This is a genomic window from Pseudomonas sp. MS15a(2019) (genome assembly GCF_013277805.1).
GTDB lineage: Bacteria > Pseudomonadota > Gammaproteobacteria > Pseudomonadales > Pseudomonadaceae > Chryseomonas > Chryseomonas benzopyrenica.
In genome coordinates, this window is record NZ_VBTN01000002.1 from 37374 (window position 1) to 64138 (window position 26765).

Annotated in this window: 28 protein-coding genes; 15 read left to right on the forward strand and 13 right to left on the reverse strand. The window is 64.6% G+C overall.

What is annotated here, in order from left to right; translation table 11 throughout:
- The first annotated feature begins 201 nt into the window (after positions 1 to 201).
- The 4 genes from FEZ61_RS02425 (at position 202) to FEZ61_RS02440 (ending at position 4820) form a co-directional block, all read left to right on the forward strand.
- Positions 202 to 3054, forward strand: a complete 2853-nt coding sequence (locus FEZ61_RS02425; RefSeq protein WP_068384291.1) for a DUF748 domain-containing protein — start codon at positions 202 to 204, stop codon at positions 3052 to 3054.
- Between the two features lie 17 nt (positions 3055 to 3071).
- Positions 3072 to 3356: a DUF2845 domain-containing protein gene (locus FEZ61_RS02430; protein ID WP_017642680.1), complete on the forward strand. Its 285-nt coding sequence runs from the start codon at positions 3072 to 3074 to the stop codon at positions 3354 to 3356.
- Positions 3353 to 3652 (forward strand): DUF2845 domain-containing protein, encoded by a 300-nt coding sequence (locus tag FEZ61_RS02435; protein WP_017642681.1) that lies wholly within the window; start codon positions 3353 to 3355, stop codon positions 3650 to 3652. Before FEZ61_RS02430 ends, FEZ61_RS02435 begins: the two co-directional genes overlap by 4 nt.
- Before the next feature lie 466 nt (positions 3653 to 4118).
- Positions 4119 to 4820 carry a glutathione S-transferase N-terminal domain-containing protein gene (locus tag FEZ61_RS02440; RefSeq protein ID WP_173147037.1) on the forward strand — a complete coding sequence of 234 codons (702 nt, stop codon included), beginning with the start codon at positions 4119 to 4121 and terminating at the stop codon, positions 4818 to 4820.
- Between the two features lie 68 nt (positions 4821 to 4888).
- Here the strand turns inward: FEZ61_RS02440 and FEZ61_RS02445 are convergent, their stop codons facing one another.
- The 4 genes from FEZ61_RS02445 to FEZ61_RS02460 all read right to left on the reverse strand — a co-directional run bounded on the left by FEZ61_RS02445 (position 4889) and on the right by FEZ61_RS02460 (position 9094).
- Complete coding sequence (locus tag FEZ61_RS02445) at positions 4889 to 5398, reverse strand: nucleoside 2-deoxyribosyltransferase (protein WP_173147039.1); 510 nt, start codon at positions 5396 to 5398, stop codon at positions 4889 to 4891.
- Between the two features lie 88 nt (positions 5399 to 5486).
- Positions 5487 to 6932, reverse strand: coding sequence for a PLP-dependent aminotransferase family protein (locus tag FEZ61_RS02450; protein ID WP_178121287.1), 1446 nt, complete (start codon positions 6930 to 6932; stop codon positions 5487 to 5489).
- A 362-nt stretch (positions 6933 to 7294) separates the two neighbouring features.
- A complete protein-coding gene (locus FEZ61_RS02455) occupies positions 7295 to 8341 on the reverse strand; it encodes a metal-dependent hydrolase (RefSeq protein WP_017642685.1) in 1047 nt (348 codons plus the stop codon).
- Between the two features lie 3 nt (positions 8342 to 8344).
- A complete protein-coding gene (locus FEZ61_RS02460) occupies positions 8345 to 9094 on the reverse strand; it encodes an alpha/beta hydrolase (RefSeq protein ID WP_017642686.1) in 750 nt (249 codons plus the stop codon).
- 147 nt (positions 9095 to 9241) lie between these two features.
- Here FEZ61_RS02460 and FEZ61_RS02465 point away from each other — a divergent pair, with 147 nt between their 5' ends.
- The 3 genes from FEZ61_RS02465 to FEZ61_RS02475 all read left to right on the forward strand — a co-directional run bounded on the left by FEZ61_RS02465 (position 9242) and on the right by FEZ61_RS02475 (position 11292).
- The gene (locus FEZ61_RS02465) at positions 9242 to 9946 is read left to right on the forward strand and encodes a glutathione S-transferase N-terminal domain-containing protein (protein WP_173147041.1); all 705 of its coding nucleotides are present in this window, start codon (positions 9242 to 9244) and stop codon (positions 9944 to 9946) included.
- 210 nt (positions 9947 to 10156) lie between these two features.
- Positions 10157 to 10855 (forward strand): YafY family protein, encoded by a 699-nt coding sequence (locus tag FEZ61_RS02470; protein WP_173147043.1) that lies wholly within the window; start codon positions 10157 to 10159, stop codon positions 10853 to 10855.
- 65 nt (positions 10856 to 10920) lie between these two features.
- On the forward strand, positions 10921 to 11292 hold the full coding sequence (locus FEZ61_RS02475; RefSeq protein ID WP_093256417.1) for a VOC family protein: 372 nt from the start codon (positions 10921 to 10923) through the stop codon (positions 11290 to 11292).
- 147 nt (positions 11293 to 11439) lie between these two features.
- On the opposite strand, the gene FEZ61_RS02480 is transcribed toward FEZ61_RS02475, so the two are convergent.
- On the reverse strand, positions 11440 to 11706 hold the full coding sequence (locus FEZ61_RS02480) for a DksA/TraR family C4-type zinc finger protein (RefSeq protein WP_017642690.1): 267 nt from the start codon (positions 11704 to 11706) through the stop codon (positions 11440 to 11442).
- Between FEZ61_RS02480 and FEZ61_RS02485 the strand changes: the two genes are divergently transcribed.
- From FEZ61_RS02485 to FEZ61_RS02505, 5 genes are all read left to right on the forward strand, one after another.
- On the forward strand, positions 11705 to 12541 hold the full coding sequence (locus FEZ61_RS02485; protein WP_242455088.1) for a CDP-diacylglycerol diphosphatase: 837 nt from the start codon (positions 11705 to 11707) through the stop codon (positions 12539 to 12541). The two genes, FEZ61_RS02480 and FEZ61_RS02485, sit on opposite strands and share 2 nt — an antisense overlap.
- Positions 12542 to 12564: 23 nt before the next feature.
- Complete coding sequence (locus FEZ61_RS02490; protein WP_017642692.1) at positions 12565 to 12777, forward strand: hypothetical protein; 213 nt, start codon at positions 12565 to 12567, stop codon at positions 12775 to 12777.
- Between the two features lie 232 nt (positions 12778 to 13009).
- On the forward strand, positions 13010 to 13657 hold the full coding sequence (locus FEZ61_RS02495; RefSeq protein ID WP_026084039.1) for a TIGR04211 family SH3 domain-containing protein: 648 nt from the start codon (positions 13010 to 13012) through the stop codon (positions 13655 to 13657).
- Between the two features lie 115 nt (positions 13658 to 13772).
- A complete protein-coding gene (locus tag FEZ61_RS02500; RefSeq protein WP_017642694.1) occupies positions 13773 to 14360 on the forward strand; it encodes an NUDIX domain-containing protein in 588 nt (195 codons plus the stop codon).
- Positions 14361 to 14363: 3 nt separating this feature from the next.
- Positions 14364 to 15236, forward strand: coding sequence for an oxygenase MpaB family protein (locus FEZ61_RS02505; RefSeq protein WP_173147045.1), 873 nt, complete (start codon positions 14364 to 14366; stop codon positions 15234 to 15236).
- Between the two features lie 151 nt (positions 15237 to 15387).
- On the opposite strand, the gene dbpA is transcribed toward FEZ61_RS02505, so the two are convergent.
- Positions 15388 to 16761, reverse strand: coding sequence for an ATP-dependent RNA helicase DbpA (dbpA, locus tag FEZ61_RS02510; RefSeq protein WP_082900396.1), 1374 nt, complete (start codon positions 16759 to 16761; stop codon positions 15388 to 15390).
- 127 nt (positions 16762 to 16888) lie between these two features.
- On the opposite strand from dbpA, the gene FEZ61_RS02515 reads away from it, so the two are divergent.
- The gene (locus FEZ61_RS02515) at positions 16889 to 17521 is read left to right on the forward strand and encodes a glutathione S-transferase family protein (protein WP_093256411.1); all 633 of its coding nucleotides are present in this window, start codon (positions 16889 to 16891) and stop codon (positions 17519 to 17521) included.
- 7 nt (positions 17522 to 17528) lie between these two features.
- Here FEZ61_RS02515 and FEZ61_RS02520 read toward each other — a convergent pair whose 3' ends face one another.
- Positions 17529 to 18629, reverse strand: a complete 1101-nt coding sequence (locus FEZ61_RS02520; protein ID WP_093256409.1) for a catalase family protein — start codon at positions 18627 to 18629, stop codon at positions 17529 to 17531.
- Positions 18630 to 18807: 178 nt separating this feature from the next.
- Here FEZ61_RS02520 and FEZ61_RS02525 point away from each other — a divergent pair, with 178 nt between their 5' ends.
- Positions 18808 to 18951 (forward strand): hypothetical protein, encoded by a 144-nt coding sequence (locus tag FEZ61_RS02525; RefSeq protein WP_017642700.1) that lies wholly within the window; start codon positions 18808 to 18810, stop codon positions 18949 to 18951.
- Between the two features lie 121 nt (positions 18952 to 19072).
- The gene (locus tag FEZ61_RS02530; protein ID WP_093256407.1) at positions 19073 to 19912 is read left to right on the forward strand and encodes a DUF6502 family protein; all 840 of its coding nucleotides are present in this window, start codon (positions 19073 to 19075) and stop codon (positions 19910 to 19912) included.
- On the opposite strand, the gene FEZ61_RS02535 is transcribed toward FEZ61_RS02530, so the two are convergent.
- The 6 genes from FEZ61_RS02535 to FEZ61_RS02560 are packed head-to-tail and all read right to left on the reverse strand — an operon-like array spanning position 19909 to position 26671.
- A complete protein-coding gene (locus FEZ61_RS02535; RefSeq protein ID WP_173147048.1) occupies positions 19909 to 20355 on the reverse strand; it encodes a type IV pilin protein in 447 nt (148 codons plus the stop codon). The two genes, FEZ61_RS02530 and FEZ61_RS02535, sit on opposite strands and share 4 nt — an antisense overlap.
- An 8-nt stretch (positions 20356 to 20363) precedes the next feature.
- Positions 20364 to 24266: a PilC/PilY family type IV pilus protein gene (locus tag FEZ61_RS24335; RefSeq protein WP_242455089.1), complete on the reverse strand. Its 3903-nt coding sequence runs from the start codon at positions 24264 to 24266 to the stop codon at positions 20364 to 20366.
- Positions 24263 to 24856, reverse strand: a complete 594-nt coding sequence (locus FEZ61_RS02545; RefSeq protein WP_017642704.1) for a PilX N-terminal domain-containing pilus assembly protein — start codon at positions 24854 to 24856, stop codon at positions 24263 to 24265. The genes FEZ61_RS24335 and FEZ61_RS02545 overlap by 4 nt, the downstream gene beginning before the upstream one ends.
- Complete coding sequence (locus tag FEZ61_RS02550) at positions 24853 to 25578, reverse strand: prepilin-type N-terminal cleavage/methylation domain-containing protein (protein ID WP_017642705.1); 726 nt, start codon at positions 25576 to 25578, stop codon at positions 24853 to 24855. The genes FEZ61_RS02545 and FEZ61_RS02550 overlap by 4 nt, the downstream gene beginning before the upstream one ends.
- Positions 25575 to 26159: a type IV pilus modification protein PilV gene (gene pilV, locus FEZ61_RS02555; protein WP_173147050.1), complete on the reverse strand. Its 585-nt coding sequence runs from the start codon at positions 26157 to 26159 to the stop codon at positions 25575 to 25577. Before pilV ends, FEZ61_RS02550 begins: the two co-directional genes overlap by 4 nt.
- The gene (locus FEZ61_RS02560; protein ID WP_173147052.1) at positions 26156 to 26671 is read right to left on the reverse strand and encodes a GspH/FimT family pseudopilin; all 516 of its coding nucleotides are present in this window, start codon (positions 26669 to 26671) and stop codon (positions 26156 to 26158) included. The genes pilV and FEZ61_RS02560 overlap by 4 nt, the downstream gene beginning before the upstream one ends.
- Positions 26672 to 26765: the final 94 nt, after the last annotated feature.

The window sequence follows — 26765 nt, forward strand, 5'->3', positions numbered from 1 at the left end:
GGCGCGGGCGGTCACTTCACTACAGATTTATTGCAATAACGTTTCAAACACTTTAAAGGATGACTATTTTTACCAAGGCCCGCCGTACGGTCGCCAGGCGGCTACAGAAGGTCAGACCCATAGCTTTTGGGACAGCCACCGCCCTTGTCGCCGGAGGCGCCGTGCCATAATCCGGCCACCTTCGCCGTCCTAGATGCCTGCATGTCCAGAATTGTGAAAGCGAGCCTCGTGCTGCTCGCGCTCTTGGCCTTCTACAGTCTGCTCGGTTTCCTGGTCGGACCGCGCCTCGCCCTGCACTACCTCAACCAGACGCTGGCCGAGCGCCTCACCCAGCCGGCCAGCCTGCAGGCCTTGAGCTTCAACCCCTTCACCCTTGAATTGCACGCCGACAAGCTGCTGATCGGCTCGGCGGAGCATCCCGTGATTGCCGCCGAAGGCTTCTCGGCCGATCTGCAATGGGACAGCCTCTGGCGCCGCACCCTGCACCTGACCGAGGTACGCCTCGACCAGCCCCAGGTCGACCTGCGCATCGCCAAGGGCGGCCAAGTCAATCTGGCCCAGCTCTGGCGTAGTGACCCCACCACCACCGCCTCGCCGACACCGGCCGCTGCAGAGCCGGGCCAGCCCTTCCCGGTGCACATCGAGCGCATCGCCCTGGTCGGCGGCCGCCTGCACTTCCTCGACGCCCAGGGCGCCCAGCCGGTGGAGGCCACCTTCACCCCCCTGGATGCCACCCTGCAGGATTTCCGCACCCGTAGCGGCGACACCCCGGGCCAACTGGCACTGACCGCCACCACTGCCCAGGGCGGCCAGCTCACCTGGAAGGGCAGCCTGGATCTCCTGCCGCTACGCAGCGAGGGCGACCTGACCCTCAAGGGCGTCAGCCTGGCGCCCTGGTGGCCCTATGTGCGCAACCAGTTGCCCCTGGCGCTGGGCAAGGGGCGCCTGGAAGCCAGCACCCACTACCGCCTGGACCTGAGCAAGAGCCTGCAACTGCAACTTAGCCAGGGCCGCCTGGCGCTGGACGACGTCGCCGTGCAGGCGGTCGGTGCCGAACCCAAGGCCAGCTTCAAGCGCCTGGCCGTCGAAGGCATCGGTCTGGACCTGCAGAAGCGCGAAGTCAGCATCGCCCGCCTGCGCGGCAACGGCCTGGATGCCTGGGGCAATCGCGAGCAGGACGGCACGTTCGACTGGCAGAAACTCTTCCCCACCAGCGATGCCCCCAGCAGTGGCCCGGCCTGGCGCGTGCGGCTCGACGACGCCGAGCTCAGCGACAACCAGCTGCACTTGGTGGACCGCGTGCCACAGGACCCGGCCAGTCTCTACTTCAGCGGCCTGGATCTGGCCGTGAAAGGCTTCGATACCGCCGGCGACAAACCCTTTGGCCTGGCGCTCAAGACCACCCTGGGCGATCGCGGCCGCATCACCGCCAGCGGCCAGCTGGCGCTCAGTCCCCTGCAGGGCAGCTTCGACGTCGGCATCGACGAACTCAACCTGCGCCAGGCTCAGCCCTATCTCAGCCCCTATGTGCGCCTGGAGATCCGCAGCGGCCAGCTGGCCAGTCGGCTCAAGGTGGCCCTGAAACCCGGCGAGCCGCTGGGGCTCACCGTCAGCGGCGCGGCCCAGGTCACCCAGGTGCATGTGCTCGACACCCTGCACCAGCAGGACTTCATGCGCTGGCAGCGGCTGGACGTGCAAGGCATCGCCTTCGAACTGGGCAAGCGGCTGGTCATCGACAAGATCGACCTGGAACAGCCCTATGGCACCCTGGTGATCAACGAAGACCTGAGCAACAACTTCAGCGCCCTGCTGGTGCCCCAGCCGAAAACCGCGTCGAAGGACAGCTCGCCACCGCTGCAGATCCGCATTGGCGGGGTGACCATCAAGGACGGCAGCGCCGATTTCGCCGACAACAGCTTGAAGCCCGGTTTCGCCACCAATATCCAGTCGCTGGAAGGCGGCATCGGCACCCTCGATACCGCCGCCTCGAAACCGGCCGACATCCACCTCGCCGGCAAGGTCGACCGCTTCGCCCCGGTGGAGATCAAGGGCCGTCTCGATCCCCTCGACCCCCTGCAGCAACTGGACGTGACCGCCTATTTTCGCCAGGTCGAACTCACCACCCTGTCGCCCTATACCGGCAAGTTCGCCGGCTATGCGGTGCGCAAGGGGCGCCTCGACCTGGATCTGCAGTACCGCATCGACGACGGCCGGCTGCAAGCGCAGAACCATGTGGTGCTCGACCAGCTGGAACTGGGCGAGCGGGTGGACAGCAAGGACGCCGTGGACCTGCCGGTGCGCCTGGCCGTGGCCCTGCTCAAGGACAGCCACGGTCGCATCGACCTGCGCCTGCCGGTGGCGGGCAATCTCGCCGACCCCAACTTCAGCGTCATGCCGGTGGTCTGGCAGACCCTGCGCAACGTGCTCAGCCGCGCCGTCCAGGCGCCCTTCCGCATGCTGGCGGGACTGGTCGGCGGGCATGAAGCGGATCTCAGCGCCATCGACTTCGCCGCCGGCAGCACCACCCTCTCGGCCCAGGCCCGCGGCGAGCTGGACAAACTGGCCGCGGCCCTGCGCCAGCGCCCGCAGCTGACGGTGGAGGTCAAGGGCCATGCCGGCGCCGCCAGCGATGGCCGCGCTCTGGCCGCCAGCCAGCTGGAAAAGGATTTCCAGACCCAGTACTTCAACCTGCTGCAACGTCGCGGCGACAAGGTGCCGGCCGATCCCAGCCAGCTGCAGGTGCCCGCCGACATGCGCGCGCCCCTGCTGGAAGGCCTGTATCGCCTGCGACTGCAGGCGCAACCGCCGCAGGAATGGGATAGTCTTGACGATGCCACCCGCACGGCGCGCCTGCGCCAAGCGGTGCTCGAAGCCTGGAGCGGCAACGACGGCCTCCTGCGCAGCCTGGCCCAGCAACGCGCGGGGGCCATCAAGACCTATCTGGTGGAGACGGCGAAACTGGATGCCCAGCGGGTCTATCTGCTGGACGTCAGTACTCAAGCCCAATCCGGCGAATCGCCCACGGCCGCGCAATTGCAGCTCGGGGTGCTCTGACCGGTCAGGAGACTCCCATGCGTTGCCTGCTCGCCGCCCTCACCCTGCTGGTCGCCACCGGCGCCGCCGCCGATTCCATGAGGTGCGGCAACGCCCTGGTCAGCCGGGGCGATCGCGCTTTCGAAGTGCTGCAAAAATGCGGCGAACCCGCCCATCGCGATCTGGTGGGCTACGAACTGGGCCGCAACGAACGCCGCGAGGCGGTGATCGAAGAATGGGTGTACGGCCCGAAGAACGGCGCCAACTACATCCTCACCTTCGAAGCCAATCGCCTCAGTCGCATCGAGTTCCAGCGCCAATGACCCCTCGCGCCCTGCTGTTGCTGCTTCTGCTCGCCACGGGTACCAGCCAGGCCGCGTCGCTGCGTTGCGGCAGCGCCCTGGTCTCCACCGGCTCCACCACCCACGAGGTCCGCGGCAAGTGCGGCGACCCCCTGAGCGTCACGCCCCTGGGCGAGCGCCAGGTCACCGACGGCTACGGCTATCGCCAGGTGGAATTCGTCGAGGAATGGGCCTACGGCCCCTGGAACGGCATGCTGTATTTCCTCACCTTTCGCGGCGGCCGCCTGGACCAGGTGGACAGCAAGAGAGCCAACTAAAGCACTCACAGGTTGGCACCGCACCCGTAGGTTGGGTTGAGCGCCAGCGAAGCCCAACATCACCCAAGACCCAGCCACGCTGTTGCCACGGTTCCGTAGGTTGGGTCGAGCGCCAAGCGAAGCCCAACACCGCCCAAGGCCCGGCCCCGCTGTTGGGCTTCGCTACGCTCAGCACCAACCTACGGTGCTAGGCCTGGCTTTCGTAGGTTGGGTTGAGCGCCAGCGAAGCCCAACATCACCCAAGGCCCAGTCACGCTGTTGGGCTTCGCTACGCTCAGCGCCAACCTACGGCGCTTGGCCTCGTGAGCTAAACGCCCGCCTGACCAATCGACTCTGTGCATGGACGGCATACAGAGGCTTGGTTATTCATCTCCTGCCCTGGCCCAGCATCCTTGGTCGCCCTTTACGAACGCTGCAGGACTGCCCGCAGTCGCATGCTTCGTCTGTTCCTTTTCCGGAGTCCGCCATGGCCAAGCTACGCCTCTTCACCTCGCCGTCCGCCTTTCCCAATCCGCAACGCCTGCGGCTGTTCATCCATGAAAAGGGCATTGCCGATCAGTTCGAGGAGGTCATCCTGAAGATGGCGCCCGAGGGCGAGCAGCGCCAGTGGCAGCACCTCAAGCGCAATTCCTGGGGCGAGACGCCTACCCTGGAGCTCGCCGAGGGCGGTTACCTGGCCGAAAGCGCGGCCATCGCCCGCTATCTGGATAACAGCTATCCCGGGCGTAAGGTAATGGGCGAAACGCCGCTGGAGCAGGGCCAGGACGCCATGTGGAACGACCGCATCTTCGTGCACGTGCTCTATCGCATCGTGACCATGTTCCATGTGCAGCACGAAGGCCTCGGCCACAAGCTGGAGCTGACCCATAATCCGCAGTGGGGCGAGCATTGCCGCAAGGAGGCCCTGATGCACGCGGCCCTGGTGGATCGGCACCTGGCCGATGGTCGCGAATGGCTGCTGGGCGGCGCGGCGCCGACCTTTGCCGACATCACCCTGTGCACCGCCATCGCCTTCTCCAAGTTCCCCACCAACCAGACGCCGCTGGACGAGCGCTTCGAGCACCTGGCGGCCTTCTGGGCGCGCTGGCAGCAGCGCGACAGCTTCCGCGCGGCCTATGCCGACGGCCACAGCGGGCTGGACGAGCTGGCGTCCCTGGCACGCGGCTGACCTCGCTCCAACCACCCCCCTCTCCCCCCGGGAGAGGGCCGGGGTGAGGGTCGTACCCACCTGACTCGCTAGCCGAGCCGCTCGCGCAATACCGCCAGGGCCACCTCCGGCCCACCGACGACGATGCTGACCGGTACCGCCAACATCAGGTTGAGCGGCAAGCCGAATTCCTCCAGCGTCCAGCCATCGCGGTCCAGCAGCCCGGTCCCCACCCACTCGGGATGCCGCGCGCGAATCCGCTCGGCCAGGCTACCCGTCTCTGGCACATAACCCACAACCGGCTTGCCCAGCGCCACCGCATAGCCCACCTCGAAGCAGGTACCGCTGTCGGGCTCGGCGCCGCGAAAGAAATCCAGGCTGGCCAGGACGCCATCGGCCTGCTCAATCAGCGCCAGATTCGTCCGATAGATCCAGGCTGCCTGCTCGCGCGGTTCGCTCAGCTCCGGGGGAATGGCGTTGTCCAGCGGAAACAGGCCCGTGCAGCCGTGACGAGCGCAGAGCGCCTTGAGCGCTTCGCCATGGGCGACGGCGTCGGGGCGAAAGACCTCGGGACCGGCCAGATAGAGACGGGGTGGCATAGGGAGTCCTCGCTCAAAACGGCCAGTGTAGAGGGCGGGCGAAACCTCGTCTCGGTGGCGAGGACTTCGCGCTGTACGCCAGGGTCGGCTAGACCGGCACCGCCGCCGACCGCGCCAGCGCCTCGTCGAGTAGCCGACAAGCCGCTTCACCGACGCGCCGTACCCCCTCCTCGACCCCCGGGCGCTGGGCCTGGGCATAGTTCAGCCGCACGCAGTTGCGGTACTTGCCCGAGGCGGAAAAGATGCTGCCACAGGCGATCTGGACGCTCTGGGCGAGCAATTCGCGATTGAGTCTGTGGCTGTCGCAGGCTTCAGGCAGCTCCACCCAGAGCAGGAAGCTGCCCTGGGGCTGACTGACCCGGGTGCCGGCCGGAAAGTAGCGCTGCACCCAGGCGCTCATCAGGTCGCGATTGCGCTGGTACTGGGCGCGCATCCGCCGGACATGGGCCGTGTAGTGGCCAGCGGCGATGAATTCGGCGATGGCCAGCTGCGGCTGGGGCGCGGTGCAGCCGGTGCCGATGTACTTGAGGTGCAGGATGCGCTCGGCATAGCGCCCAGGCGCCACCCAGCCGACCCTGAGCCCAGGCGCCAGAGTCTTGGAGAAGGAACTGCAGAGCACCACCCGGTCGTCCTCGTCGAAGGCCTTGAGCGCCCGCGCCCGCGGATAGCCATAGAGCAGGTCGCCATAGACGTCGTCTTCGATCACCGCCAGGTCGTGCTTGCGCGCCAGGGCCACCAGCTGACGCTTGTTGGCCTCGGGCATGCAGTAGCCCAGGGGGTTGTTGCAGCTGGGGGTGAGCTGGATGGCGCGCACCGGCCACTGCTCCAGGGCCAGTTCCAGCGCCGGCAGGCTGATGCCGGTACGCGGATCGGTGGGGATCTCCAGCGCCTTGAGGCCCTGGCCCTTGAGCGTCTGCATCACCCCGTGGAAGGTCGGCGAATCCACCGCGACGATGTCGCCCTCCTGGCAGGTGGCCCGCAGCGCCGTGGCCAGCGCCTCGTGGGCACCGCTGGTGATGACGATCTCGTCGGCGGTCAGCACGCAGCCGGCATCCAGTTGCAGTCGTGCGACCTGCTCCCGCAGCGCCGCCACACCCTGGATGCTGTCGTAGGACAGTCCGGCATTGCCTGGTCGCCGCGCCAGGCGTGCCATGCCGGCGAGCAAGGGCGCCAGGGTCGGCGCCTCGGTATCCGGCAGGCCGCGACCGAGTTGCACCCGCACCGAGTCGGGGGTGCTGGTCATCAGCTCGCGTACCGGTTCCCAGCCGGAGACCTCCACCGGCCAACGCGCTGGTCGGGTCACCCGCGGCAACTCGATGGCGCGTCTTTCCAGGCGGACGAAATAGCCGGACTTGGGCCGTGGCTCGACCAGGCCGCGATCCTCCAGCAGCCGATAGGCCTGTTGCACCGTAGCCAGGCTCACCCCGTGCTCCTGAGCCAGGGCCCGTACCGACGGCAGGCGTTCGCCCGGTCGATAGAGGCCCTGTTCGATACGGCGGCCGAGCGCGTCGGCCAACAGCTGATAGCGATTCATGTCCGGACTATAGCGGTGCCGGACCGGATCGCGCCCCATACAGATGGCCACGCCACCTACCATACAGCTGCCTGCTGTAAGGCGGCTGTATGGCGGACAACCGACCGGCCTGGACCTGCCCCTGGACGGGCCAACGGCGGAGCATGGGGACAGCACAGGAGAGACGCCATGCCCAGAGACGCCCGCCTTCATGATCGGACCCACACCAGCGGCTGCTGGCTGCTGTTCCAGCGCCAGCTGAGCACCCGCCGCACCCTGCTGGAGCTGTCGGACGAAGAACTGGCCGACATCGGCCTGGATCGCCTGACGGCATTGCACGAAGCCCGCCGTCCTTGGTGGCGGGTGCTGCTGGACGCCTGGCGTCAGTCCGGCAGCCGCGACAACCGTGCGGCCCACTCCGCCACCGGCGCCGGTAGCTCCGGATGCCAGAGTCTGCGCCAGACTACCGTCAGCTGCTCGCGACCACCTCGCTCGCGCGGCCACAACGAAGGCTCGGCCACCAGCCGCCAGCCGCTCGTGTCGCGCTGAGCCAGCACGAAGCGAAAGCTGTGGTAACCGGTGGCACCCAGGCGCAAATCGGTCACCACCAGGTCGTTGCCGAGGCGGTCGTACCTCAGCCAGTCGTCGGTGAACCAGCGCAGGCGCTGTTCGGCCGGGGAATCGGCGAGGATGGGTGCCAGCTCGCCCCCTCGCGGCAGCGGGACCAGCTGCGGCGGGCGGTCGTCGAACAGGCCGACCCAAGTTTCCCGGTAGCGCTCCGGACCATCGTCCACCATGACTCGCCAGAGCAGACTGGTGAACGGCAGGGGCGCGCTGAACAGGCGCGCGTCCGTCTGCCCCTGGGTTGCCAGCACCTCGCGCACCTGGTGTTCGGCGGAATACTTGGCCACCAGCGTCCAGCCCAGATAACCCGTGGACAGCGCCAACGCCGCCACGGCCAGCCGTGGCGAGCGTCCACGCGGGCCAGCCACCAGCCCGGCGAGCACCGCCAGCAACAGTGGCAAGGTATAGAGCGGATCGATGATGAAGACGCTGGACCAGGCCACCGGGGTGCTCGGCAAAGGCCAGAACAGCTGGGTACCGTAGGTGGTGAAGGCATCCAGCAGCGGATGGGTGATGAGCACCAGCCAGAGGGTCAGGAACAGTCGTCGCTGGCTGTAACCCGGATTGCGCCAGCGCCCGCACAGCCAGGTCAGCAACAGGGCCACCCCGGTCAGCACGAACAGCGAATGGCTGAAGCCGCGGTGGTAGGTCATCTCGTTGACGGCGTTGCCGTAGTCGATGACCACATCGAGATCCGGCAGGGTGCCCAGAGCAGCGCCATAGAGAAGGGCGCGGCGGCCCTGCCAGCGCCCCAACAGCGCGGTCTGGACGGTGGCGCCGAGTACGGCCTGGGTCAACGAATCCATGGATCAGAGCTTCCGGGCGAAATCGAGCATCAACCGCGCCAGGGCCTGGGGCGTTTGCAGCGGCATCAGGTGGCCGGCACCGGGAATCACCTCCAGTCGGCTATTGGGAAAGGCCGCCAGAGTGGTCCGGCGCTGTTCGTCCGGACCGGGCACCTGCTGGTCATCGGCGCCGCAGACCAGCAGCACCGGATAATCCAGGGTCTCGATCCGATCGCTCCAGTCTTCACGACTGCCGTGATCGACCCAGGCACGCCAGGCCTGAAGATTCAGCCGCTGGGCGTCGGCGATCACCACCTCGCGAATGGGATCCGGCAGGCGATGGGCGCTTGAGTCGTCGACGAAGGCCTCGGCCTCCGCCCGGCTCTTGCCATAGGCGCGCTGGGCATCGCGGTCCGCCTCGCTCATGGGTTGCGGCCCGGGCGGCGAAGGCGCCACCAGGATAAGGCCGACCAGATACTCCGGCCGCCGCGCCGCCAGCACCACAGCTACCTTGCCGGTCATCGAATGGCCGACCAGGATGCAACGGTCCAGACCCAAGGCGCGGATGCTGGCATCCACTTGATCGGCCATCTCCGCCACGCTGTAGCCCTCAACCTCGGCGGCATCGCCAAAGCCTGGCGTATTGAGCGCCACGCAGCGGTGCTCGCCATCCAGATAGGGCACGGTGGGAAACCAGGTGCGGTGGGAGCCGCCGAGAAAGTGCATGAGCACGAAGGTGGGCGAACCGCTGCCCTGCTGACTGTGGGGAAGCATCGGGAGTCCTCGGGTGCGGGGCTGAAGGCGGGCACTCCCCAGATGGAGAGGCGGGCAGCGCGCTAAGTTCCGCTTCGCTGAAGACCGGCAACCTAGACCGCGCCGGCCGGTCTCACCCAAAACCGTCCTCTTTCCAAGGAGTCCACCATGGCCGATCTGTCCCGCTTTCCCATTACCCAGCGCTGGCCCGCCCGGCATCCCGAGCGCCTGCAGCTCTACTCGCTGCCTACGCCCAACGGCGTCAAGGTCGCCATCCTGCTGGAAGAGCTCGGCCTGCCCTATGAGGTGCATCGCATCGACTTCGGCCAGGACGACCAGCACACCACGGAATTCCTCTCCCTGAGCCCCAACAACAAGATCCCCGCCCTCCTCGACCCCGAGGGTCCCGGTGGCGAACCCCTGGGACTGTTCGAGTCCGGCGCCATCCTGCTCTATCTCGCGGAAAAGACCGGGCGCCTGCTGCCCGAGGACCCGGCACGGCGCTACCAGGCCATCCAGTGGCTGATGTTCCAGATGGGTGGCATCGGCCCCATGTTCGGCCAGCTCGGCTTCTTCACCAAATTCGCCGGCAAGGCCATCGAAGACCCGCGGCCCCGCGAGCGTTATGTCGCCGAAGCGCGGCGCCTGCTCGGCGTACTGGATGGCCAGCTCAAGGGCCGCGCCTGGATCCTGGGCGCGGACTACAGCCTTGTCGACATCGCCACCTTCCCCTGGATCCGCGCCCTGCTGGAGGTCTACCAGGTGGCCGACCTGGTCGGCTTCCAAAACTTTCCCGAGGTCCGTCGCGCCCTCGACGCCTTCCTCGCCCGCCCGGCGGTGCAACGCGGCCTGCGGATACCGGCCGCGCCCTGATGCTCGTCAACGACCGGCTGCGGCTACGCCTTGGTTATCGGCAGGATGCCTGATATCCCAGTTGCTTGATCCTGAATAGTCAAAGATGCGCTGGCGACCTTAACGAATTCGATGAATTGGCCTGGCTGAACTGGGCCAGTACCTGAGTGTTGCCGAGCGACGTCTACAGCCCTGCTAGAGCATCGCCATCCGCAAGATTAAACTGCGCGGATGTCCCGCTCAGAACGCCTGTTCGAACTGCTCCAGGCCTTGCGCCGGCACCGCCGCGCCGTGAGTGGCCGCGCCTTGGCGGCGGAAACAGGGGTCAGTCTGCGCACCCTGTACCGCGATATCGCCAGCCTGCAGGCGCTGGGCGCGGCCATCGAGGGCGAACCGGGTGTCGGCTATATCCTCAAACCGGGTTTTCTGCTGCCACCGCTGATGTTCACGCCCGAAGAACTGGAGGCCCTGGTGCTCGGCTCGCGCTGGGTGGCCGAACGCACCGATGGCAGCCTGGCGGCGGCGGCCAGCAATGCCCTGGCCCGAATCTCCGCGGTCCTGCCGAGCGAGCTGCAAAACGAGCTGGCCATGACCACCCTGCTTATCGGGCCGAGTCGGGAAACACCCCGCAATCAGGTCGATCCGGCGATCTTGCGTCAAGCCATACGCCAGGAAACCAAGCTCACCCTGGTCTATCGCGATGCCACTGACAGCGAATCCCGGCGCACCATCTGGCCCTTCGCGCTGGCCTACTTCGACGCCGCCCGGGTGCTGCTGGGCTGGTGTGAGTTGCGTGAGGACTTCCGTAGCTTTCGTGCCGATCGCATCCTCGCGGTCGAGCCCAGTGAGCAACGCTATCCACAGCGTCGCCAAGCCCTGCTCAGGGACTGGCGCAAGCAGATGGAGCGCCAGCGCGACACGGCTGGCTGACTACTGACAGAAACTGGCAGTGGGGATCCCTAGACTGGGCGGCATCACCACAGAGGAGATGCACTATGCCCTATAGCACCAGTCTGATGTTCTACGTTGCCGATGTCCGTACCAGCCGGGATTTCTACGCCAAATTGCTCGACCTCACCCCGGTCGAGGACGGCCCTGGCTTCGCTCTCTTCGTGCTCCCGTCCGGTCTCGCCCTGGGCCTTTGGGCAAGGGAGGCCGTGGTTCCTGCGGTTGGCGCGGGCAGCGCGACAGGTGAACTGGGCTTTAAGGTAGCCAGCATGCCGGCAGTGGATGAGCTGTACGACCGCTGGTGCATGCAAGGCGCAGAAGAGCTCTCACCGCCAGCCAACCTGCCGTTCGGCCGCAGCTTCGTCGTACTGGATCCTGACGGTAACCGACTGCGAGGCTATGCGGTGCATCCCGATTGACTCCTGCTGGCAGCCTCACTCAGCAGCCGGCACGCCTCATGCCAGCTGCTTAAGAAGGGCCCGTATGGTACAAACCGTCAGCCCTCGATCCTGCAAGATGTCCAGCCCTGTCCGGGTCGCCGCACCATGACACCCTCCAATCCGCCCCTAGCGCAACTGACTGTCCTTGCTCGCTCGCCGGTTATAGCCGCCGGCGCGCTGGTCTTCGGCGTCCTGCTCGGATTGGCAGCGGATGCACAAATGTACACCCGGGACCGCCTGGCGGCGCGCCTCGGGGATGGCGTCGCCGCACTCCTCGCAGTGGGTGAGGCTCGCGCCTCGATGCAGACGACTGCGGGCGCGCTGCACCGCATCGTCCACCGTGCTGTCGATCTGTTCCTGAACCGCGCCGTCTCCGGCCCACCCATTGGCCATGGCTGACTCCCAGCTGCGTTGCCTTGATACCCATTGGAAGCGAAGCTCGCGCAGATGTTCGCTGCCGTCCAGCGTCCGTCCGTCGTGCTGGCATCTGCTGTCGCTGCTGATGCTGGGATTGGCGCTGACGGGCTGCGCCAACCGCGAGCTGCTGCGCCAGGTCACGACGGCACTCTGTGTGCCCAATGCCCGGCTCACTGGCCTGGCGGCGCCCTGTCGCCAGGTGGTGGAGGATCCCGGCTTCGCCATGCTGCGTGCGCCCGGCGAGCGGCAGCATTTCATCCTGGTACCCCTACGCCCCCTGCGCGGGCTGGAGAGTCCGGCGCTCTGGCGGCCCGGCCAACCCAATTGGTTCGGCCTGGCCTGGCGCCAGCGCTGGTATCTGAGCGCCTGGGGCCAGGCACCCGTCGCGGATGAGCGGATCGCCCTCGCCCTCAATGCCCCCAGCGGGCGCAGCCAGGATCAATTGCATGTGCACCTCGCCTGCCTGCGGCCCGAGTTGCGCCAACAGCTGTGGCAGCTGGCGCCAGGCATCGATGAACACTGGCGCGCCCTGCCGGTGGCGCTGGCGGGCAGTCGCTATCAGGCGCGGCGCCTGAGCGAAACCCAGTTGCGGGCCACGGACTTCTTCCAGGCCCTGGCCAGCCAGCCGCCCTATCCGCTGCCGGATCCGCGCTTGTCGCTGGCGGTGGTGGCGCTGCCGAGCCAGGACGCCGGTCGCCAGTTCCTGCTGCTGGCCGGACGCGCCGGCAGCCAGCCGGGCGATTTCGGGTCAGCGGAACGGCTGCTGGCCGCGGATTGCCAGGGAACGACCACGGCCCCGGCGACTCAATAGCGCCAACGCGCCAGGAGGCCCCCATGCCGCAGGAATTCCAAGACCTCTTCGACTTCATCGATCAGCTGCTCGCCTGGTCCGACTTCTATCTCAAGTCCGGCCTCCTGCTCTGCGGAGTGGGCATGATCGCCGGTGCCATCGCCTGGAAACGCTGGTGGGGCAAGGCGCTGGCCTTTGGTTGCGCCGGTCTGGGCGCACTCGCGGCCTTGAGCCTGGATCTGCTCCACCGCCTCTGAAGCGCCGCAAGATTCTGAACGGCTTTGCGCCTTCCGCTGCCCAGTACATGGCGGCAAGATGACACTGGCCGTCGCTTTCCGCCGCCAAAGCTTGAACTGCTTCACCGTCTCGAACAGAGGGCGCTACGGGTTGGCGGATAGATCGCGGCAGCTTGCTAGGGTACTGCCCCACAATAATCCGGCCTGTTCACCACGGCCTTCATCTTTTCAGCTCATGCATACAGACCCGATCATGCCCATGTCCCCTTCTCGCCTATTGTCCCGCCTACCGCATCTCGGCCTCTGCCTGGCCGCCTCCCTCGCCTCCCTGGCCGGCACCGCCGTGGCCCAGGAAGGCAATGCTCGCTGGGTCAGCGACAGCCTGACCACCTATGTCCGCAGTGGGCCCACCGATGGCTATCGCATCGTCGGCACCCTCAAGTCCGGGCAGAAGGTCGAGCTGATCAGCACCCAGGGCGACTACAGCCAGGTGCGCGGCGAAGGCGGCAGCACCGTCTGGATTCCCAACAGCGACCTGCAGGACAAGCCTGGCCAGGCCGAGCGCCTGCCGCAGCTGGAACAGCAGGTGGCCGAGCTGAGTGGCCAGCTCAAGACCATCGACGACAGCTGGAAGAATCGCGTCCAGGGCATGCAGGAGACCCTGGATTCGCGCAAGCAGCAGATCGACGAACTGGAGAGCCGCCGCAAGGACCTCGACGCCCAGCTCACCCAGGCCCAGTCGGAACTGCGCAGCACCCAGGCCAAGCTCGGCAACGAGAACAAGCAGGCACTGATGCAGTACATGGTCTATGGCGGCAGCATCGCCGGCGCGGGCCTGCTGGCCGGGCTGATCCTGCCGTCCATGACGCGGGGCAGGAAGAAGAACGACCGCTGGTTCTAAACGTCGGGGGGCAGCCGTTCTCGCGGCTGGGTGGAACCCGGGGTCACGGTGCGTGCCTCAAAAAGGCACCGCTTCTGCTACCGTGGCCCGAAGCCTCCTGTCCAGACGAGCCCCCATGCCCGACACCCCTCGCTTTCGCATCCAGCAGGTCGAGACCCTTTCCGCTGACTGGGGCCTGCTGAAGAAGACCACCTTCGACTACCTGCGCCGTGACGGCAGCTGGCAACGCCAGACCCGGGAGACCTACGACCGCGGCAACGGCGCCACCATCCTGCTCTACGACCGCGACCGACGCACCGTGCTGTTGATCCGTCAGTTCCGCCTACCCACCCTGGGTAACGGTCTGGACGACGGCCTGCTGGTGGAGACCCCCGCCGGCCTGCTCGACGCGGCCGCGCCCGAAGCGCGTATCAAGGCGGAGGTCGAGGAAGAGACCGGTTACCGCCTGGACAACGTTCAGCACCTGTTCGACGCCTTCATGAGTCCCGGCTCGGTGACCGAGTTGCTGCACTTCTTCGCCGGTGAATACCGCGCCGATCAGCGCATCGCCGACGGTGGCGGACTGCACGAGGAAGGCGAGGACATCGAGCTGCTGGAACTGCCTTTCGACGAGGCACTCGCCATGGCCCGCGACGGTCGACTGCTGGACGGCAAGACCATCATGCTGCTGCAGTACGCCGCCCTCTACCTGCTGCCGCGCTAGCCCATGGAGCTGATCCGCGAGCGTATCGAGCGGCAGGTGATGAGCCTCACCGGACTGTCTCTGGGCGAGGTCGATTATGAGCAGCCACCGGGCGATCCCGGGCTGTTCGGACCGGGCAGCGTTCCCTGGCGGGTGCACAGCGACTTCACCTGCATGCTGATCGGCGGCATCGCCGCCCTGCTGATGCAGACGCTGCACCCGCTGGCCCTGGCCGGGGTCTGGGACCATTCGAAGTTTCGCGAAGACATGCTCGGCCGCTTGCGGCGCACTGGTCAGTTCATCGCCGCCACCACCTTTGGCAGTCGCGGCGACGCCGAGCGGCTGATCGCCCGGGTCCAGGCCATCCACCGTCATATCCGCGGCCAGGCCGCCGATGGCCGCCCCTACAGCGCCGAAGACCCGGCGCTGCTGACCTGGGTCCATGTGGCCGAGGTCAGTCATTTCCTCGCGGCCTACCTGCGCTATTTCGATCCCCAGTTGCCGGGCGCCGAACAGGACCGCTACTACGCCGAGATCGCCCTGGTCGCCGAACGCCTGGGGGCGACCGACGTCCCCCGTTCGCGGGCGGAGATCGCCGCCTACTACCAGGGGATCCGTCCCCAGCTGGTCTGCGACGAACGCAGCCGCGAGGTCTGCCGGGTGTTGCTGCAGGCGCCTGCACCCAGCGCCCTGGCCAAACCCTTCGGGGCCCTGATGATGCAGGCCGGCATCGACCTCTTGCCCGACTGGGCCAGCGAGGAGCTCGGTTTCCACCAGAGCCTGTTGCAAAAACGGCTGATTCGTACCGGTATCGGCGCCACCGCGCCGGTGCTGCGCTGGGCGGTGCGCAATGGCTCCTCGCATCGCGCCAGGCGGCGGATGGGGATCGAAGGTTAGCCTGCACTTCGGTGCGATGGGGCACCGTTGGGCTTCGCTGCGCTCAACCCAACCTACGCCACTATCGTGGCCATGCCGGTGCGCCGTAGCGACCGCTCCTACGGATAGGTTGGATACCTGTAGGAGCGGCCCATGGCCGCGATAGATCAACCTACAACATCCGCACCTTGATCGATCGCCCCTTGATCTTGCCTTCGCTCAGGCGCTGCAGCGCCTGGCGGGCGATATCGCGTTCCACGGCGACGAAGGCCTGGTTGTCGAACAGGGTGATCTTGCCGATCTTGGCACCGGGCAGGCCGGCGTCGCCGGTCAGGGCGCCGAGGATGTCGCCGGGGCGCAGCTTGTCCTTCTTGCCGGCCGCCAGGGCCAGGGTGTGCATGGTCGGCACCAGCGGCTCCGGGGTGTCGCGCAGGGCACCCAGCGGCTGCCAATCCAGCGGCGAACCCTGCTGTACCTCGATGGCCTGGGCGCGGCTGGCCTCGGCCGGCGCCACCAGCGACAGCGCCAGACCCTGTTCACCGGCGCGACCGCTGCGGCCGATGCGATGCACATGCACCGCCGGATCGCGAGACAGCTCCACGTTGATCACGGCTTCCAGACCGGCTACGTCGATGCCGCGGGCCGCCACATCGGTGGCTACCAGCACGCAGAGACTGCGGTTGGCGAACATCGCCAGCACCTGGTCCCGTTCGCGCTGCTCCAGGTCGCCATGCAGGGCAGCGGCGGAAATGCGCTGGGCGTGCAGCGCCTCGACCACCTCCTGGCACTGCTGGCGGGTCTGGCAGAAGGCCACGGCGCTGGCCGGGCGATGGTGCCTGAGCAGGCGCACCACGGCGGCCAGGCGATCCTGGGCGGCGATCTCGTAGAAGCGCTGGCGGATCTGGGTCTCGCTGTGCTGACTTTCGACACTGATGCGCAGCGGCGCGCGCAGATAATCCTCGGCCAGGCGCTCGATGCCTTCCGGGTAGGTCGCGGAAAACAGCAGCGTCTGCCGCCGCGCCGGGGTCTGCCGAAGGATGTCGGCGATGGCCTCGATGAAGCCCATATCGAGCATGCGATCGGCTTCGTCGAGCACCGCGACGTTGAGACCGTCCAGCACCAGGGTGCCCTTGCGCAGGTGTTCCTGCACCCGCCCCGGGGTGCCGACGATCACCTGGGCGCCGTGCTCCAGTGAGGCGATCTGCGGCCCCAGCGGCATGCCGCCGCACAGGGTCAGGATCTTGAGATTGGGCGTGGTGCGCGCCAGGCGCCGCAGTTCGCGGGCCACCTGATCCGCCAGCTCGCGGGTCGGACAGAGGACCAGGGCCTGACAGCCGAAATAGCGCGGGTTGAGCCCCGTCAACAGGCCGATACCGAAGGCCGCCGTCTTGCCCGAGCCGGTCTTGGCCTGGGCGATGAGATCCTGGCCCTTGAGGATGATGGGCAGGCTGGCCGCCTGGATGGGCGTCATACTCAGGTAGCCGAGTTCGGCCAGATTGGCTTGCATGGCCTCGGCCAGCGGCAGGGAAGCGAAGGATGAAGGCACGGGAGTCCTGTGAAACGACTGGTAAAGGTTTACCAGTCTAGCAGAAGGGTACCGGCTCTCCCGTGAATGGACGCTGGAGCAGGGCCTACCTATGCTAAGGGGTACGACAACTCAAGGAAGTTACACCATGTTCGACCGGCCTGTGCTCTATACCCATCCCATGTCGCGCGGACGCATCGTGCGCTGGCTGCTGGAGGAGCTCGGACAGCCCTATGAAGTGCAGCGGGTCGACTACGGGCCGGCGATGAAATCCCCGGCCTATCGCGCCATCAATCCCATGGGCAAGGTGCCGGCGTTGCGCCATGGCGCCGCCGTGGTGACCGAGACGGCGGCCATCTGCGCCTATCTCGCCGACGCCTTTCCCGCCGCCGGTCTCGCACCACCCCTCAACGATCCGGCGCGCGGTGCCTACTACCGCTGGCTGTTCTTTGCCGCCGGCCCGCTGGAGGCCGCCGCCACCAACCAGGCCCTGAGCGTGGTCCTGCCCGAGGATCCGCAGAAACGCGGCGCGGTGGGCTACGGCAGTCTCGCCGAGGTGCTCGATACCCTGGAGGCCGCCCTGGCCCCGGGTGAATACCTGGTGGACGACCGCTTCACCGCTGCCGACGTCTATGTCGGCGCCCATCTCGCTTGGGGCATGGCCTTCGGCACCGTCGAGAAGCGCCCGCACTTCGAGCGCTATGTGGCCGGGCTGGTAAGCCGTCCGGCCGCGGTACGCGCCCGCGAACTCGACGACGCCGAACTCGCCACACTCAACTGAGCCTCGCCTACAACTCCACCGGTCCGCGCGGATGGTGCAACGGGCAGCCGTTGCGCTCGCTGCGAAACTGCGAAGACATCTCGTAGGCCGGTTGCCGCGATCTCATGATGCCGCCAAGGGGTCGATGCGCGGCCAGACCGTGCCAGGGGCTGAACACCATGGCGTCGTCCACCTCGCGCGAGCGTGCCTCGTTCCAGGCCGGTTGCGGCTGGACCTCCAGGCGCGCCACGGTCACATAGGGGGTCAGGTCTTCCGGCCAGACCACCGAGGCGTCCTCGATCGGCGTCTGATCGATGTCTACCCCCAGTTGCACGCGGATCTCCCAGACCCCGCCGTGCTGGGCGAAATGGGCGTTGACCGCCTCGCGCAGGCCGTCTGGCTTGCCGTTGACCTCCACCGGGGCATCGGTCAGGGCGGTCAGCTCCGGCGCCACCGGCACCACGCTGAGCTTGGCGAAATAGGGGCCGTAGAGAAAGGGCGCCATGGTGTAGAAGGTCTCGCCGAGCGGATGGGTCTCTGGGTGGCCACCCAGACTCTTGAGCGTCGGACTCTCGCCGCCAAAGGCCTCCACTACCTTCTCGGTGCCGCGCAGCACCGCCGACGCCACCTTCTTCAGGCCCTCGCCGCGGTCGGTGGTCTTGGCCAGCAGCTTGAGCGTCTTGAGAAAGGTCTTGGGATCCGGCGCGGTAAAGGCCGGCGCGTTCTGCATGACGAAATCCTGGGTCACCTGTCCTTCGCTGCCAGGCAGGCGCTCGCCTGGCACGTCGATCAGCTTGAGCGCCAGGCCACGGGGGGTGGAAACGCTGTCGGCCAGGATGTCGCCGGGGTTGGTAGAGAATCTCAGCACCGCGGCATAGCTGCCCGGCGTGGCGAAGGCGCCATGGGCATAGGCCGGCGGCAGACCATCCAGCACCGTCACCTGGCCCGTGAGCAGACCATGACTCTTGGCGTGCACGCTGCGGATGGCATGACCACCATTGGCATAGGTGGTCTCGGTGATGTCTCTCATGGCCGCGACCATCTCGCGAATGGTATCGGCTTCATCATCCGGCACCTGTTCGAAGGCGGGCTGGAACGGCAGCGGATGGACAGCGGTAGGCGTGGTCATCACGGGACTCCTCGGGCGCCGTCATTCGGACGAGACGGTCAGCCAATGGACCGCTATCGCGATAACGGCGTTCGGCCATTGGCCACTCAGCCGACACAAGGTCGCGCTCGACGGGGTGCTCGGGAACGGCCCCGCCCAGGGGGGTTCGATATCTCCACCACCCACCCAGGAGCCCACCATGAGCGACGCCGACCAGAAGACCTACGACAACCCCAGCAATACCCCGCCACCCGAAGAGCTGCCTTATGCCGACATGGAGCCGGAGGAGTTTCCGGACGACCCGGACGTGGCCGGCGAGACCGAATCGGGCACACCCGGCTAGGCAGTGCCCTGCCCCGCGGACGACAGCCTGAGCGGCGTCCGCGACACTTTATGACTGGCTGGTTTGACGGGGACCCAAGGCCCCGCGAAGATGGGAGGGCGTCTGCCGCATCGAGTCCCCCATGCTTTCCACCAAGGTTCCCTTGCTTCTGCGCAGCCTGATCGGTCGGCTGGTACGAATCGCCATCGCCTCCGGCGTGACCTACCAGACCTTCGATCGGCTGCTGCGCCAGACCTACTTCGAAGTCGCCCAGGATTTCGAGCCGCTGGGCGACAAGCCCAACTCCGACAGCCGCATCTCGGTCCTGACCGGCCTGCCGCGCCGCGAGGTCCGCGCCCTGCGCGAGGCTGGCCCGGAACGTACGCCCTGCACGCCCAGCCTGGAATGGCAGGTGCTCAGCGCCTGGACCTCACGCCTGGACCTGCTCGATGCCGAGGGCAATCTGCGCCCCCTGCCCCGCACCCAGCGCCGCGGCGGCGAACAGAGTTTCGACGCCCTGGTCGCCAGCGTCGGCAGCGACGTCCGCGCCCGTACCGTGTTGGATGAATGGCTGCGCAAGGGCTATGCCCGCCTCGACGAGGAAGACCGGGTGGTGCTCACGCCACGCTCGTTGCTGCGCGGCACCGAGAGCCAGGAAGGCGCGGGCCGGCTGCTGGCCCACTTCACCGGCGACCTGCTGGCCGGTTTCGAGCGCCTCTACCTGCAGGATCGCGCCGCGCCGGACTTCACCTTCCATGTGGTCTACGGCCACAACCTGACCCAGGACTCGACCCTGAGTCTCTATCGCACCGCCTACGACGAATCCATGCAGCTGCTCAACCGCCTCAATCGCCTGGTGGTCGAGCACGAAGCCGAAGACGCCGGCAAGGCCGACGCCACCCAGCGGGTGACTCTGGGCTTTGGCGGCTATCGGGTGGAGCAGGAGCGGGATGCAGGCCTGGTGCAGGGGCGGGAGGATTAGCGCCAGCAGTCGGTGGCGTTGCCTTTAGATACCTTCTTGACGCCCTGGGCATTAAGCATCAGGTTGCCGCAGACATCATTGGCCTGAGTATCCTTCGGCTCCGCCGTCAGCAGGTAAGGACCATTCTGGCTGTAGGCATCGCTACCAGCGGTATTGGCCACGATGCCCAACTGGTAATAACCACTGCTGGAAAACACCTTGTCGCTGCCGGCTGCGGTCTTGGTATTCACGATGTTCAGGTCCTTCACCGTGGTCGGATAGGCGTTGTTCTGCGCATAGAAGCGCTCCATCCGCGCCGCCGCTTCATTGAGCAGTGCCTGCCCCTCGCTACGATGAGAGCGCAAAACGTAGCTCTGATAGCTCGGATAGGCGATGGCCGCCAGGATGCCGACGATCGCCACGACGACCATCAGCTCGATCAGGGTAAAGCCTCGTGCTCGCATCGAAAATTTCATTCGTCAGGATTCTGATTGGGTATGGTGCGCCAGGTCTGGCGGGAGAACTTTGGCTTGGTGACCGTGGATTTCGACAGGCTCGGATCCAGGGTCGTCGTGGTAACGGAACCATCAGCATTGGTCAGTGTAGTCGTGGTGGACGGGCTCGTCCCTGAAATGACGACGCTGTTGCCATAGGTGAAGATGGAGGCGCCGCCATAGAGGCCTGCCAGTTTGAGCCGTGAATAAGAGGTATCCAGCCCAAGTTCGAGGAGATCGCTGCCACCGCCGGTATACGGATTGAGGGCATACAGGTAGGTCACCGCGCCGGAATCGCACGGATCGTCGTTGGGCACCAGCGATGTGAACAGCAAGGTATCGCTGATGTACTGGGCCTTGTTGATGACCATCTCGCCCGTCAGCGGCAGATTGACGTACCAGCCATACTTGCCCGCCGTATTGGTACTCGTGTACCAGTCCACCGCTGTCGTGGACAGCGTATTGGCAGTGGATGCGACCGAGTCTCCCGTAGAGCTGGTATAGGAGATGGCAGTGTCCGCACCCAGCGTTTGCTGCTGCAGGTTGGCAACGGTCAACGTCGGTGTCGTGCTGGCGGCGGTACCCGTCGCCTGACGATCCCAGATGCCATAGAGCGTCATGGCCTTGGTGGTATTGGCAGTGGCATCGGCGCCCTCCAAGTACTTGCCTGTCCCGAAGACGATCAGATAGCCGGTACCGGATGGATGACGTACCAGATAAGGCGCTGCAGTGATGGCCTGGGTAAAGCTGCTCAAGCCGCTCGAGTAGCTGCTGGCCAGGACACTATACAAGGGCGTCTTGCCACCAAAGGCAACGCTGTAGCTGGTCGCGCTGCTACCCACCAAATCGAAGCGCCACAAGCGACCCTGTAAATCACCTGCATAGGCATAGTCGGCAATCAGGTCGTTATTGACATCGGCCACGAGCGGCGAAGACAGACCATTCACCGCCGTACCGCTGGCAGAGGCGGTCAACTGCGAAATCAAGCTGCCATCGCTGACATTGAGTAGATACAGCGAAGCGGCATTCTCCAAGGTAGCGCCGTTGTTCGTCCAATTGCTGCCATAGCCGTTGCCCAGCACCACTGCCCAGGAACCGTTCTGCAACCGAGTGACTACCGGTTTTGCATAGGTGTAGCCCAGCTGGGGATAATCACTACTGCTTTTTTCCCACAACAACTTGATATCGTCTGGATCGGTGATGTCCAGGGCAAAGAGGCCGCGACCACCGCCACGCAGGGTCCCTATCAACACCGTGTGCCAGCTCCCGCCGAAATAGACGTCCTGTACCACCGGCGAGCCATCGACATAGAACTGGTGCGCACCGCCGGTGTAGTTCACGTCGGTGAGCTTGTAGAGAGTGGGCAGGACCGCACTGGGAATGAAGGCGAATTTTTCGTTACCGCCATCATCGAAGCCGTGCAGCATGCCGTCGTTGCCTCCGACATAGATACGTGTGGCACGGCTGGCCCATTTTTGGCGAAACGCGGTATAGGATCCGCTGGCTGAGGAAACCAGCGCATTCATCTTGGCTTCGGGGCTGCTGGGGATAGTTACCTGTACCGGTGTCGAATTGACGATATCGCCCAGGATGTGACTGCGTATCCGGAAACTTGGCGTGGTAGCGCTGTTTTCATAGGTACGCGCGCCGCGCAGATAATCCACCCGCTGAGAGCCGTAACTGTCGACCGTACCAAGCAGATTCTTGTTCAGATACGCCTGTTGGGTAGCACTGAGATTGCTCCACCTGAAGTCCTGCAGCGTATTGGCGGACTTGGCCATTACCACCGTTCGCCCGGTGTAATTACCATTGCCATAGGCAATATCGAGTTTGCTTTGGGCACTCCATTGGCGAGTGACAGACTTTGCGGTCCGCAAATTCTTGTCTAGATCCCCACTCCAGTCACTGCTGGAAAAGGTAGGAACATAGGTGTAGCTCGACGAGAAACTGTTGTCGAGCATCGGCGAAGACACCTGGCTGGCAGAGGCATTGTTCGACTGGGTGATCCGCGTCACCACGGCGCCGAGCGAACTGACCAGGTCACCGGCGTCATCCGCACTGAAGAAGGCGCCGCGTGAATTGATGGCCGCGTGCCAAAGATCGTAGACATTGTTGTCGCTGCCCGAAGCCGCCTTGGGCCAATTCAGGGTGCCGGCGGCGATCGCATCATAACCACCAGAGTAGGTATCCCCACCCCAGACCGGGCTGGTCAGGGCACTACTCAAACCGATGCCTACATAGAAACCGGTCAGGTGCTGCCAAGTGGCTGGATCGTTCTTTGGATTCCAGTAGGAGGTCAGCTTATTGTCACCATGGGTCTCGGTGCCGCTCACTGCCGTGTAGGGTGGAATCTTGTTGTCGAGCGACCTGTTGGCGTCCCTGTACCAATACTGGAAGGCCAAGTCCGCCAGCGTATCCGTGGTGAGGTCCTGATAGGGCGCCATAGGGCTGTATGTCCTGCCATCGCCCAACTCTTGGCTGCTGCTGTCCTCGCCGGCCACGTCGTAGTTGGCGTTCCACACGCCATCCGTCACCATCAGGCTATAGCTGGCCCGGCAGGCGTAGATTGGAGCCTCGGTGCTGCCTGGGCTGTAGGCATAGGGGCCATTGATGCCAGTCGTGGATAGAAAGTTGCCCACCCGCGCCAATGCCGAATGCAAGGGCGTGCTGGAGTCGTAGTAGATGTCGCCAAGCCAATCGAACAGAGCCTGTCGGTGACTGCCGCTGAAGGGGCGGAGGCGATTGTCGTAGGCCGACGAACTGGAGTTATTGATACCACGGCAACTTGGCGATGTAGCGGAAAAGGTACAGCTGCCCAGCGCCTGCCAGCCAACACGGATGTTTTCATCCACATCAATCATCGCCAGGTTGGTTGCACTTTGCGCCGCCAGGGACCTACTGCGATAGAAAGAATACCAGTTGGCAAAATTCTGGCGTTCGTCGCTACCATTCAAACCGGAGTCGTTGGAGACCGTGACCTTCCTGTAACAGTCATCGTTGCGAGTGCCAATCGTGGTGCACGTGGAGAGCTTGGTATCGTAAAGATAATAATAAGCGGCCACACCCGCTTTCACTCTGTCAGAGGTAGTGGTGGTGTAGGTCGTCGGCGTAGAGGTGGTGGTAACCCTGATCGTGTATCTGAAGAAATTGAAAGAGCAGGAAATATTGCTGTACGACGTTTGAGTTGTCGTATAACTACTGGTAGTTACACCATTCGACGTGGTGCTGGTGGTGCCGGAAGTTGACGAAGAATCACTGATTGAAGAAGGACAGAAAGAGGCGGACGTTGTGTAGGTAACGTTGTTCGTCCTGGTACTGCTTCCCGTGCTGGAGGTGGTAGACGTAACAGTGGGGAAATCAGCCGAAGGGTTTTCTGCCAGGGTACTGACGCTACCGGTCGCCAGCCCGGGGTTGGCATAGGTGGTGCCACGGGCGGTCTCTGGGTCGGTCGTGCTTATATTGGGGTTGTAGCCCCAACTCACCTTGTAGTTACTGCTCAGGTCTACCGTTCCTAAACCGGTACGAAAACCGTTTACATAGGCTGCGTTAAAACTCGTCGTCAATCGGGTCTTGGTCAAGATGCCTGTCGAAGCGTCGTAAACGACCTTGTAAGGCGCGGCATAGGTGACCGCAGGGTTGTAATACAACCCATTGAAGGTAGCGGATTTGGCCCGGCGAGTTGGGCGAATGGTGGCGTTGTTCGACGCGTCCGGCACCACCGCCATCTGCATACTGGTGGAGTTATCGATGGTGATGAAGAAATTTGGCCCGACACCGGTAGTCAAGAAAAGCGGCTGCTGGCTCGGGTTGAAGGTAGCCGCTTCCACCAAGGGAAGCGCCAAACACAGGGCCAGAAACGCAGAGCATTGGCGCAAGCTCATTGGACTTCTACCTTGATGATACTTTGCAGAATGACAGGAAAACGCGCGCCCCCTGCCGTGGCAGCGGCGGTTACCCGATAGTAGTAGATGCCCTTGCCTTGGCTGGCGAGAGACATATCGCTTTCCCCGCTGCTGGAGACGACCGTAGCGACCCAACGAGGCAAGCGGCTGAACGTCGACTTGCCGTCATAACCGCTGTAGGCCACTGATGCCGATGCCGTACCGCTTGCCGATAGAGCGGTCTTGGCCCAAGCCTGAGTTTTCTCGGTGGTATCGAGATCATTGCCTTCGAGCAGGATGCATAGATTGCTGCCAATGGCCGCTACACTCGAAGAGCAGCTTGAATAGCCTGCGCTGGCCGCGGAAAAGACGGCCGTGAACTTCAGGGCATTTAGCCGGCGCTCCCCTTCGCGTAGCGCCGATTCCGCCGCGTTGTAGGCCCGCTTCTGCTCGGACACGCTGCCACCCAGGCGATTCTGCAGCGTACTGGAACGCATGCTGGACAATGCCAGCAGGGTGAGCAGCAACAGCATGATCAGCGCGACGATCAATACCGCACCCCGTTGTGATGCCACCGGTGCGCCCGTCATTGCATCAGATTCCGCAGGGTCACGCTGCCTTGAACGATCTGCAACACGTGGGTGCTGTCTTGCAAGCTCTGCCCACTCAAGGTGTTCCAGTTATTGATCACCGTACTGGAGATACCATCGGTGAGATCCTTGGTCGTGGAAAACAAGGCCGCATAGCGGATCGCCTGATTGGAGTCGGCACTGGACGGCACCTTGAACCAGACAAAGCTGGTCAAGCCACTGACCAGTACCTGGGCGGCTTGGCCTTGAGCGCTGCAGCGGAGGGTTCCCGTTCCGCTGCCATCGGCCACATAGCTGATTCGCGTGAGAACCTCGGTACCATGGGTAGCAGCCGCGATCTTGTTGCCCAGGCAATCGACGTCCGTTCCCTTTGCCGCGCCTTGATAGCGAAAGCAGATACCGCTTTGGTTGGCGTCCGTAGTGGGCTGGATGGTCTGCCCTGCAGCGAAGGCCGGACAGCCATTGGTCTCCTCAAGACGAGGAAAGGCCTCTGTCAGAGTTGTCTTGACGACGGGATTGGCACGGAAGCCAGCCTTCGCCAATTGCTGATCCAGCAGCAACAGGGCAAGCCGACCATTGTCGCCATTCTCGACCTGACCTTCCTGATAGAGGTAGTGGCGCTTGTTGCCGAGATAAAGCTGGGTGACGGCAAGAATCAAGAAGGTACTGAGCGTCAGAGAGATCATCATCTCGATCAGGGACAGACCACGCTGTCGCTTCATAGCTCGGCCCTCAAGACGTAGTAGCAGATACCACCGGCGCATCCCTGGGTATTGCTGGAAGCGTCCTGCCAGGCCAAGACCACCATGGCTATCGAGCTGTTTTCGGTGCCACAGGCATCGTAGGGTGTCGTACTGCCGACCGCAGGTGGCGCCAGCGAGGGGCAAACGGCGAAGTTGGCCTTGATGAGGTCATCGGTCACCGGCAGCAGCGCCTTGACCTGGCGCAGCCAGCAGGTCAGATCCTTGCCAGCAACGGCGTCCCCCCCAACACCTCGGGCGAGCTTGGCGCACGAATCGTCGGCAGAATCCAGCGCAACGCTGGCAAAGTCACTACCGGTAGCCTTGTGGTACTTGCTGGTGACGCTGAACAAATCTCCGGCAAGGGCCCCCCCGGGATTGCTGCGCATCATTTCTATGAGATCGCCCGCGAGCATGATGGCGTTGTTGCGCAGTACGGAGTCCTGAGTCTGCACCAGACTACGAGATTGCAATGCCACCATGCCCAGAACGCCAATGCAGATGACGATCAGACTGACCAGCACCTCGATGAGGCTGAAACCCCGTTGACGTAAGACGCTCATGAACAGCCACTCGCTTTGGCCGACGTCGGCGGAAAGTCCTTCATACTGATCTGCCCACCTTGAGTGATCGTCAGCGTCCTACCGGTAGTGGTTTTGTCATTACTGGCGCAGACGTTGATCGTGGCTGCAGCGGATGACACCAGAGTGCCATTGGGCCGGAAGGTCAGTGCGGCAGCGGTGCCCGTGCTGTTGACCCCCGAAGCGGCTAAGCCGGTGTTGGTGAAACTGCGCAGCGTTTCCGCCTCGCCCAACACGGTGCTGCTCACGGTGGCGACAATCAGGGCACCGGTCCAGGCATCGACATTAGGGGCTGTGACACCTACGTTGACGCCGCGAGCCATCGCCTCACTGCGGGCATAAGTCAGAACATTCTGTAGCTCTTCGGCAGCGCCGACGACTCTGTTGGAGCGGATCAACGAGCTGAAACCAGGTACCGCTATCGCAGCAAGGATAGCGATCAAGCCTACGACTATCAGCAATTCTGTAAGAGTGAAGCCTGCGGCCTTCTTCACGCCACATCTGCCTTGTCAATTCCGGACACCCAGGCAATGCTGCCTTTAAGACGGCTGAAAATCAGCAATGGAGAGACATTCGGACGTAAGGACG

Coding starts and splice junctions, on each gene's coding strand:
- FEZ61_RS02460 (WP_017642686.1), bottom strand. CDS start 9,094: ATGCTTCCCCACAGTCAGCAGGGCAGCGGTTCGCCCACCTTCGTGCTC.
- FEZ61_RS02480 (WP_017642690.1), bottom strand. CDS start 11,706: ATGGCCAATGGGTGGGCCGGAGACGGCGCGGTTCAGGAACAGATCGAC.
- FEZ61_RS02445 (WP_173147039.1), bottom strand. CDS start 5,398: ATGCCACCCCGTCTCTATCTGGCCGGTCCCGAGGTCTTTCGCCCCGAC.
- FEZ61_RS02535 (WP_173147048.1), bottom strand. CDS start 20,355: ATGCGAGCACGAGGCTTTACCCTGATCGAGCTGATGGTCGTCGTGGCG.
- FEZ61_RS02525 (WP_017642700.1), top strand. CDS start 18,808: ATGAGCGACGCCGACCAGAAGACCTACGACAACCCCAGCAATACCCCG.
- FEZ61_RS02455 (WP_017642685.1), bottom strand. CDS start 8,341: ATGGATTCGTTGACCCAGGCCGTACTCGGCGCCACCGTCCAGACCGCG.
- FEZ61_RS02515 (WP_093256411.1), top strand. CDS start 16,889: ATGTTCGACCGGCCTGTGCTCTATACCCATCCCATGTCGCGCGGACGC.
- FEZ61_RS02545 (WP_017642704.1), bottom strand. CDS start 24,856: ATGACGGGCGCACCGGTGGCATCACAACGGGGTGCGGTATTGATCGTC.
- FEZ61_RS02465 (WP_173147041.1), top strand. CDS start 9,242: ATGGCCGATCTGTCCCGCTTTCCCATTACCCAGCGCTGGCCCGCCCGG.
- FEZ61_RS02470 (WP_173147043.1), top strand. CDS start 10,157: ATGTCCCGCTCAGAACGCCTGTTCGAACTGCTCCAGGCCTTGCGCCGG.
- FEZ61_RS02425 (WP_068384291.1), top strand. CDS start 202: ATGTCCAGAATTGTGAAAGCGAGCCTCGTGCTGCTCGCGCTCTTGGCC.
- FEZ61_RS02450 (WP_178121287.1), bottom strand. CDS start 6,932: ATGAATCGCTATCAGCTGTTGGCCGACGCGCTCGGCCGCCGTATCGAA.
- FEZ61_RS02530 (WP_093256407.1), top strand. CDS start 19,073: ATGCTTTCCACCAAGGTTCCCTTGCTTCTGCGCAGCCTGATCGGTCGG.
- FEZ61_RS02505 (WP_173147045.1), top strand. CDS start 14,364: ATGGAGCTGATCCGCGAGCGTATCGAGCGGCAGGTGATGAGCCTCACC.
- FEZ61_RS02490 (WP_017642692.1), top strand. CDS start 12,565: ATGCCGCAGGAATTCCAAGACCTCTTCGACTTCATCGATCAGCTGCTC.
- FEZ61_RS02440 (WP_173147037.1), top strand. CDS start 4,119: ATGGCCAAGCTACGCCTCTTCACCTCGCCGTCCGCCTTTCCCAATCCG.
- FEZ61_RS02495 (WP_026084039.1), top strand. CDS start 13,010: ATGCCCATGTCCCCTTCTCGCCTATTGTCCCGCCTACCGCATCTCGGC.
- FEZ61_RS02430 (WP_017642680.1), top strand. CDS start 3,072: ATGCGTTGCCTGCTCGCCGCCCTCACCCTGCTGGTCGCCACCGGCGCC.
- pilV (WP_173147050.1), bottom strand. CDS start 26,159: ATGAGCGTCTTACGTCAACGGGGTTTCAGCCTCATCGAGGTGCTGGTC.
- FEZ61_RS02435 (WP_017642681.1), top strand. CDS start 3,353: ATGACCCCTCGCGCCCTGCTGTTGCTGCTTCTGCTCGCCACGGGTACC.
- FEZ61_RS02475 (WP_093256417.1), top strand. CDS start 10,921: ATGCCCTATAGCACCAGTCTGATGTTCTACGTTGCCGATGTCCGTACC.
- FEZ61_RS02485 (WP_242455088.1), top strand. CDS start 11,705: ATGGCTGACTCCCAGCTGCGTTGCCTTGATACCCATTGGAAGCGAAGC.
- FEZ61_RS02520 (WP_093256409.1), bottom strand. CDS start 18,629: ATGACCACGCCTACCGCTGTCCATCCGCTGCCGTTCCAGCCCGCCTTC.
- FEZ61_RS24335 (WP_242455089.1), bottom strand. CDS start 24,266: ATGAGCTTGCGCCAATGCTCTGCGTTTCTGGCCCTGTGTTTGGCGCTT.
- FEZ61_RS02550 (WP_017642705.1), bottom strand. CDS start 25,578: ATGAAGCGACAGCGTGGTCTGTCCCTGATCGAGATGATGATCTCTCTG.
- FEZ61_RS02500 (WP_017642694.1), top strand. CDS start 13,773: ATGCCCGACACCCCTCGCTTTCGCATCCAGCAGGTCGAGACCCTTTCC.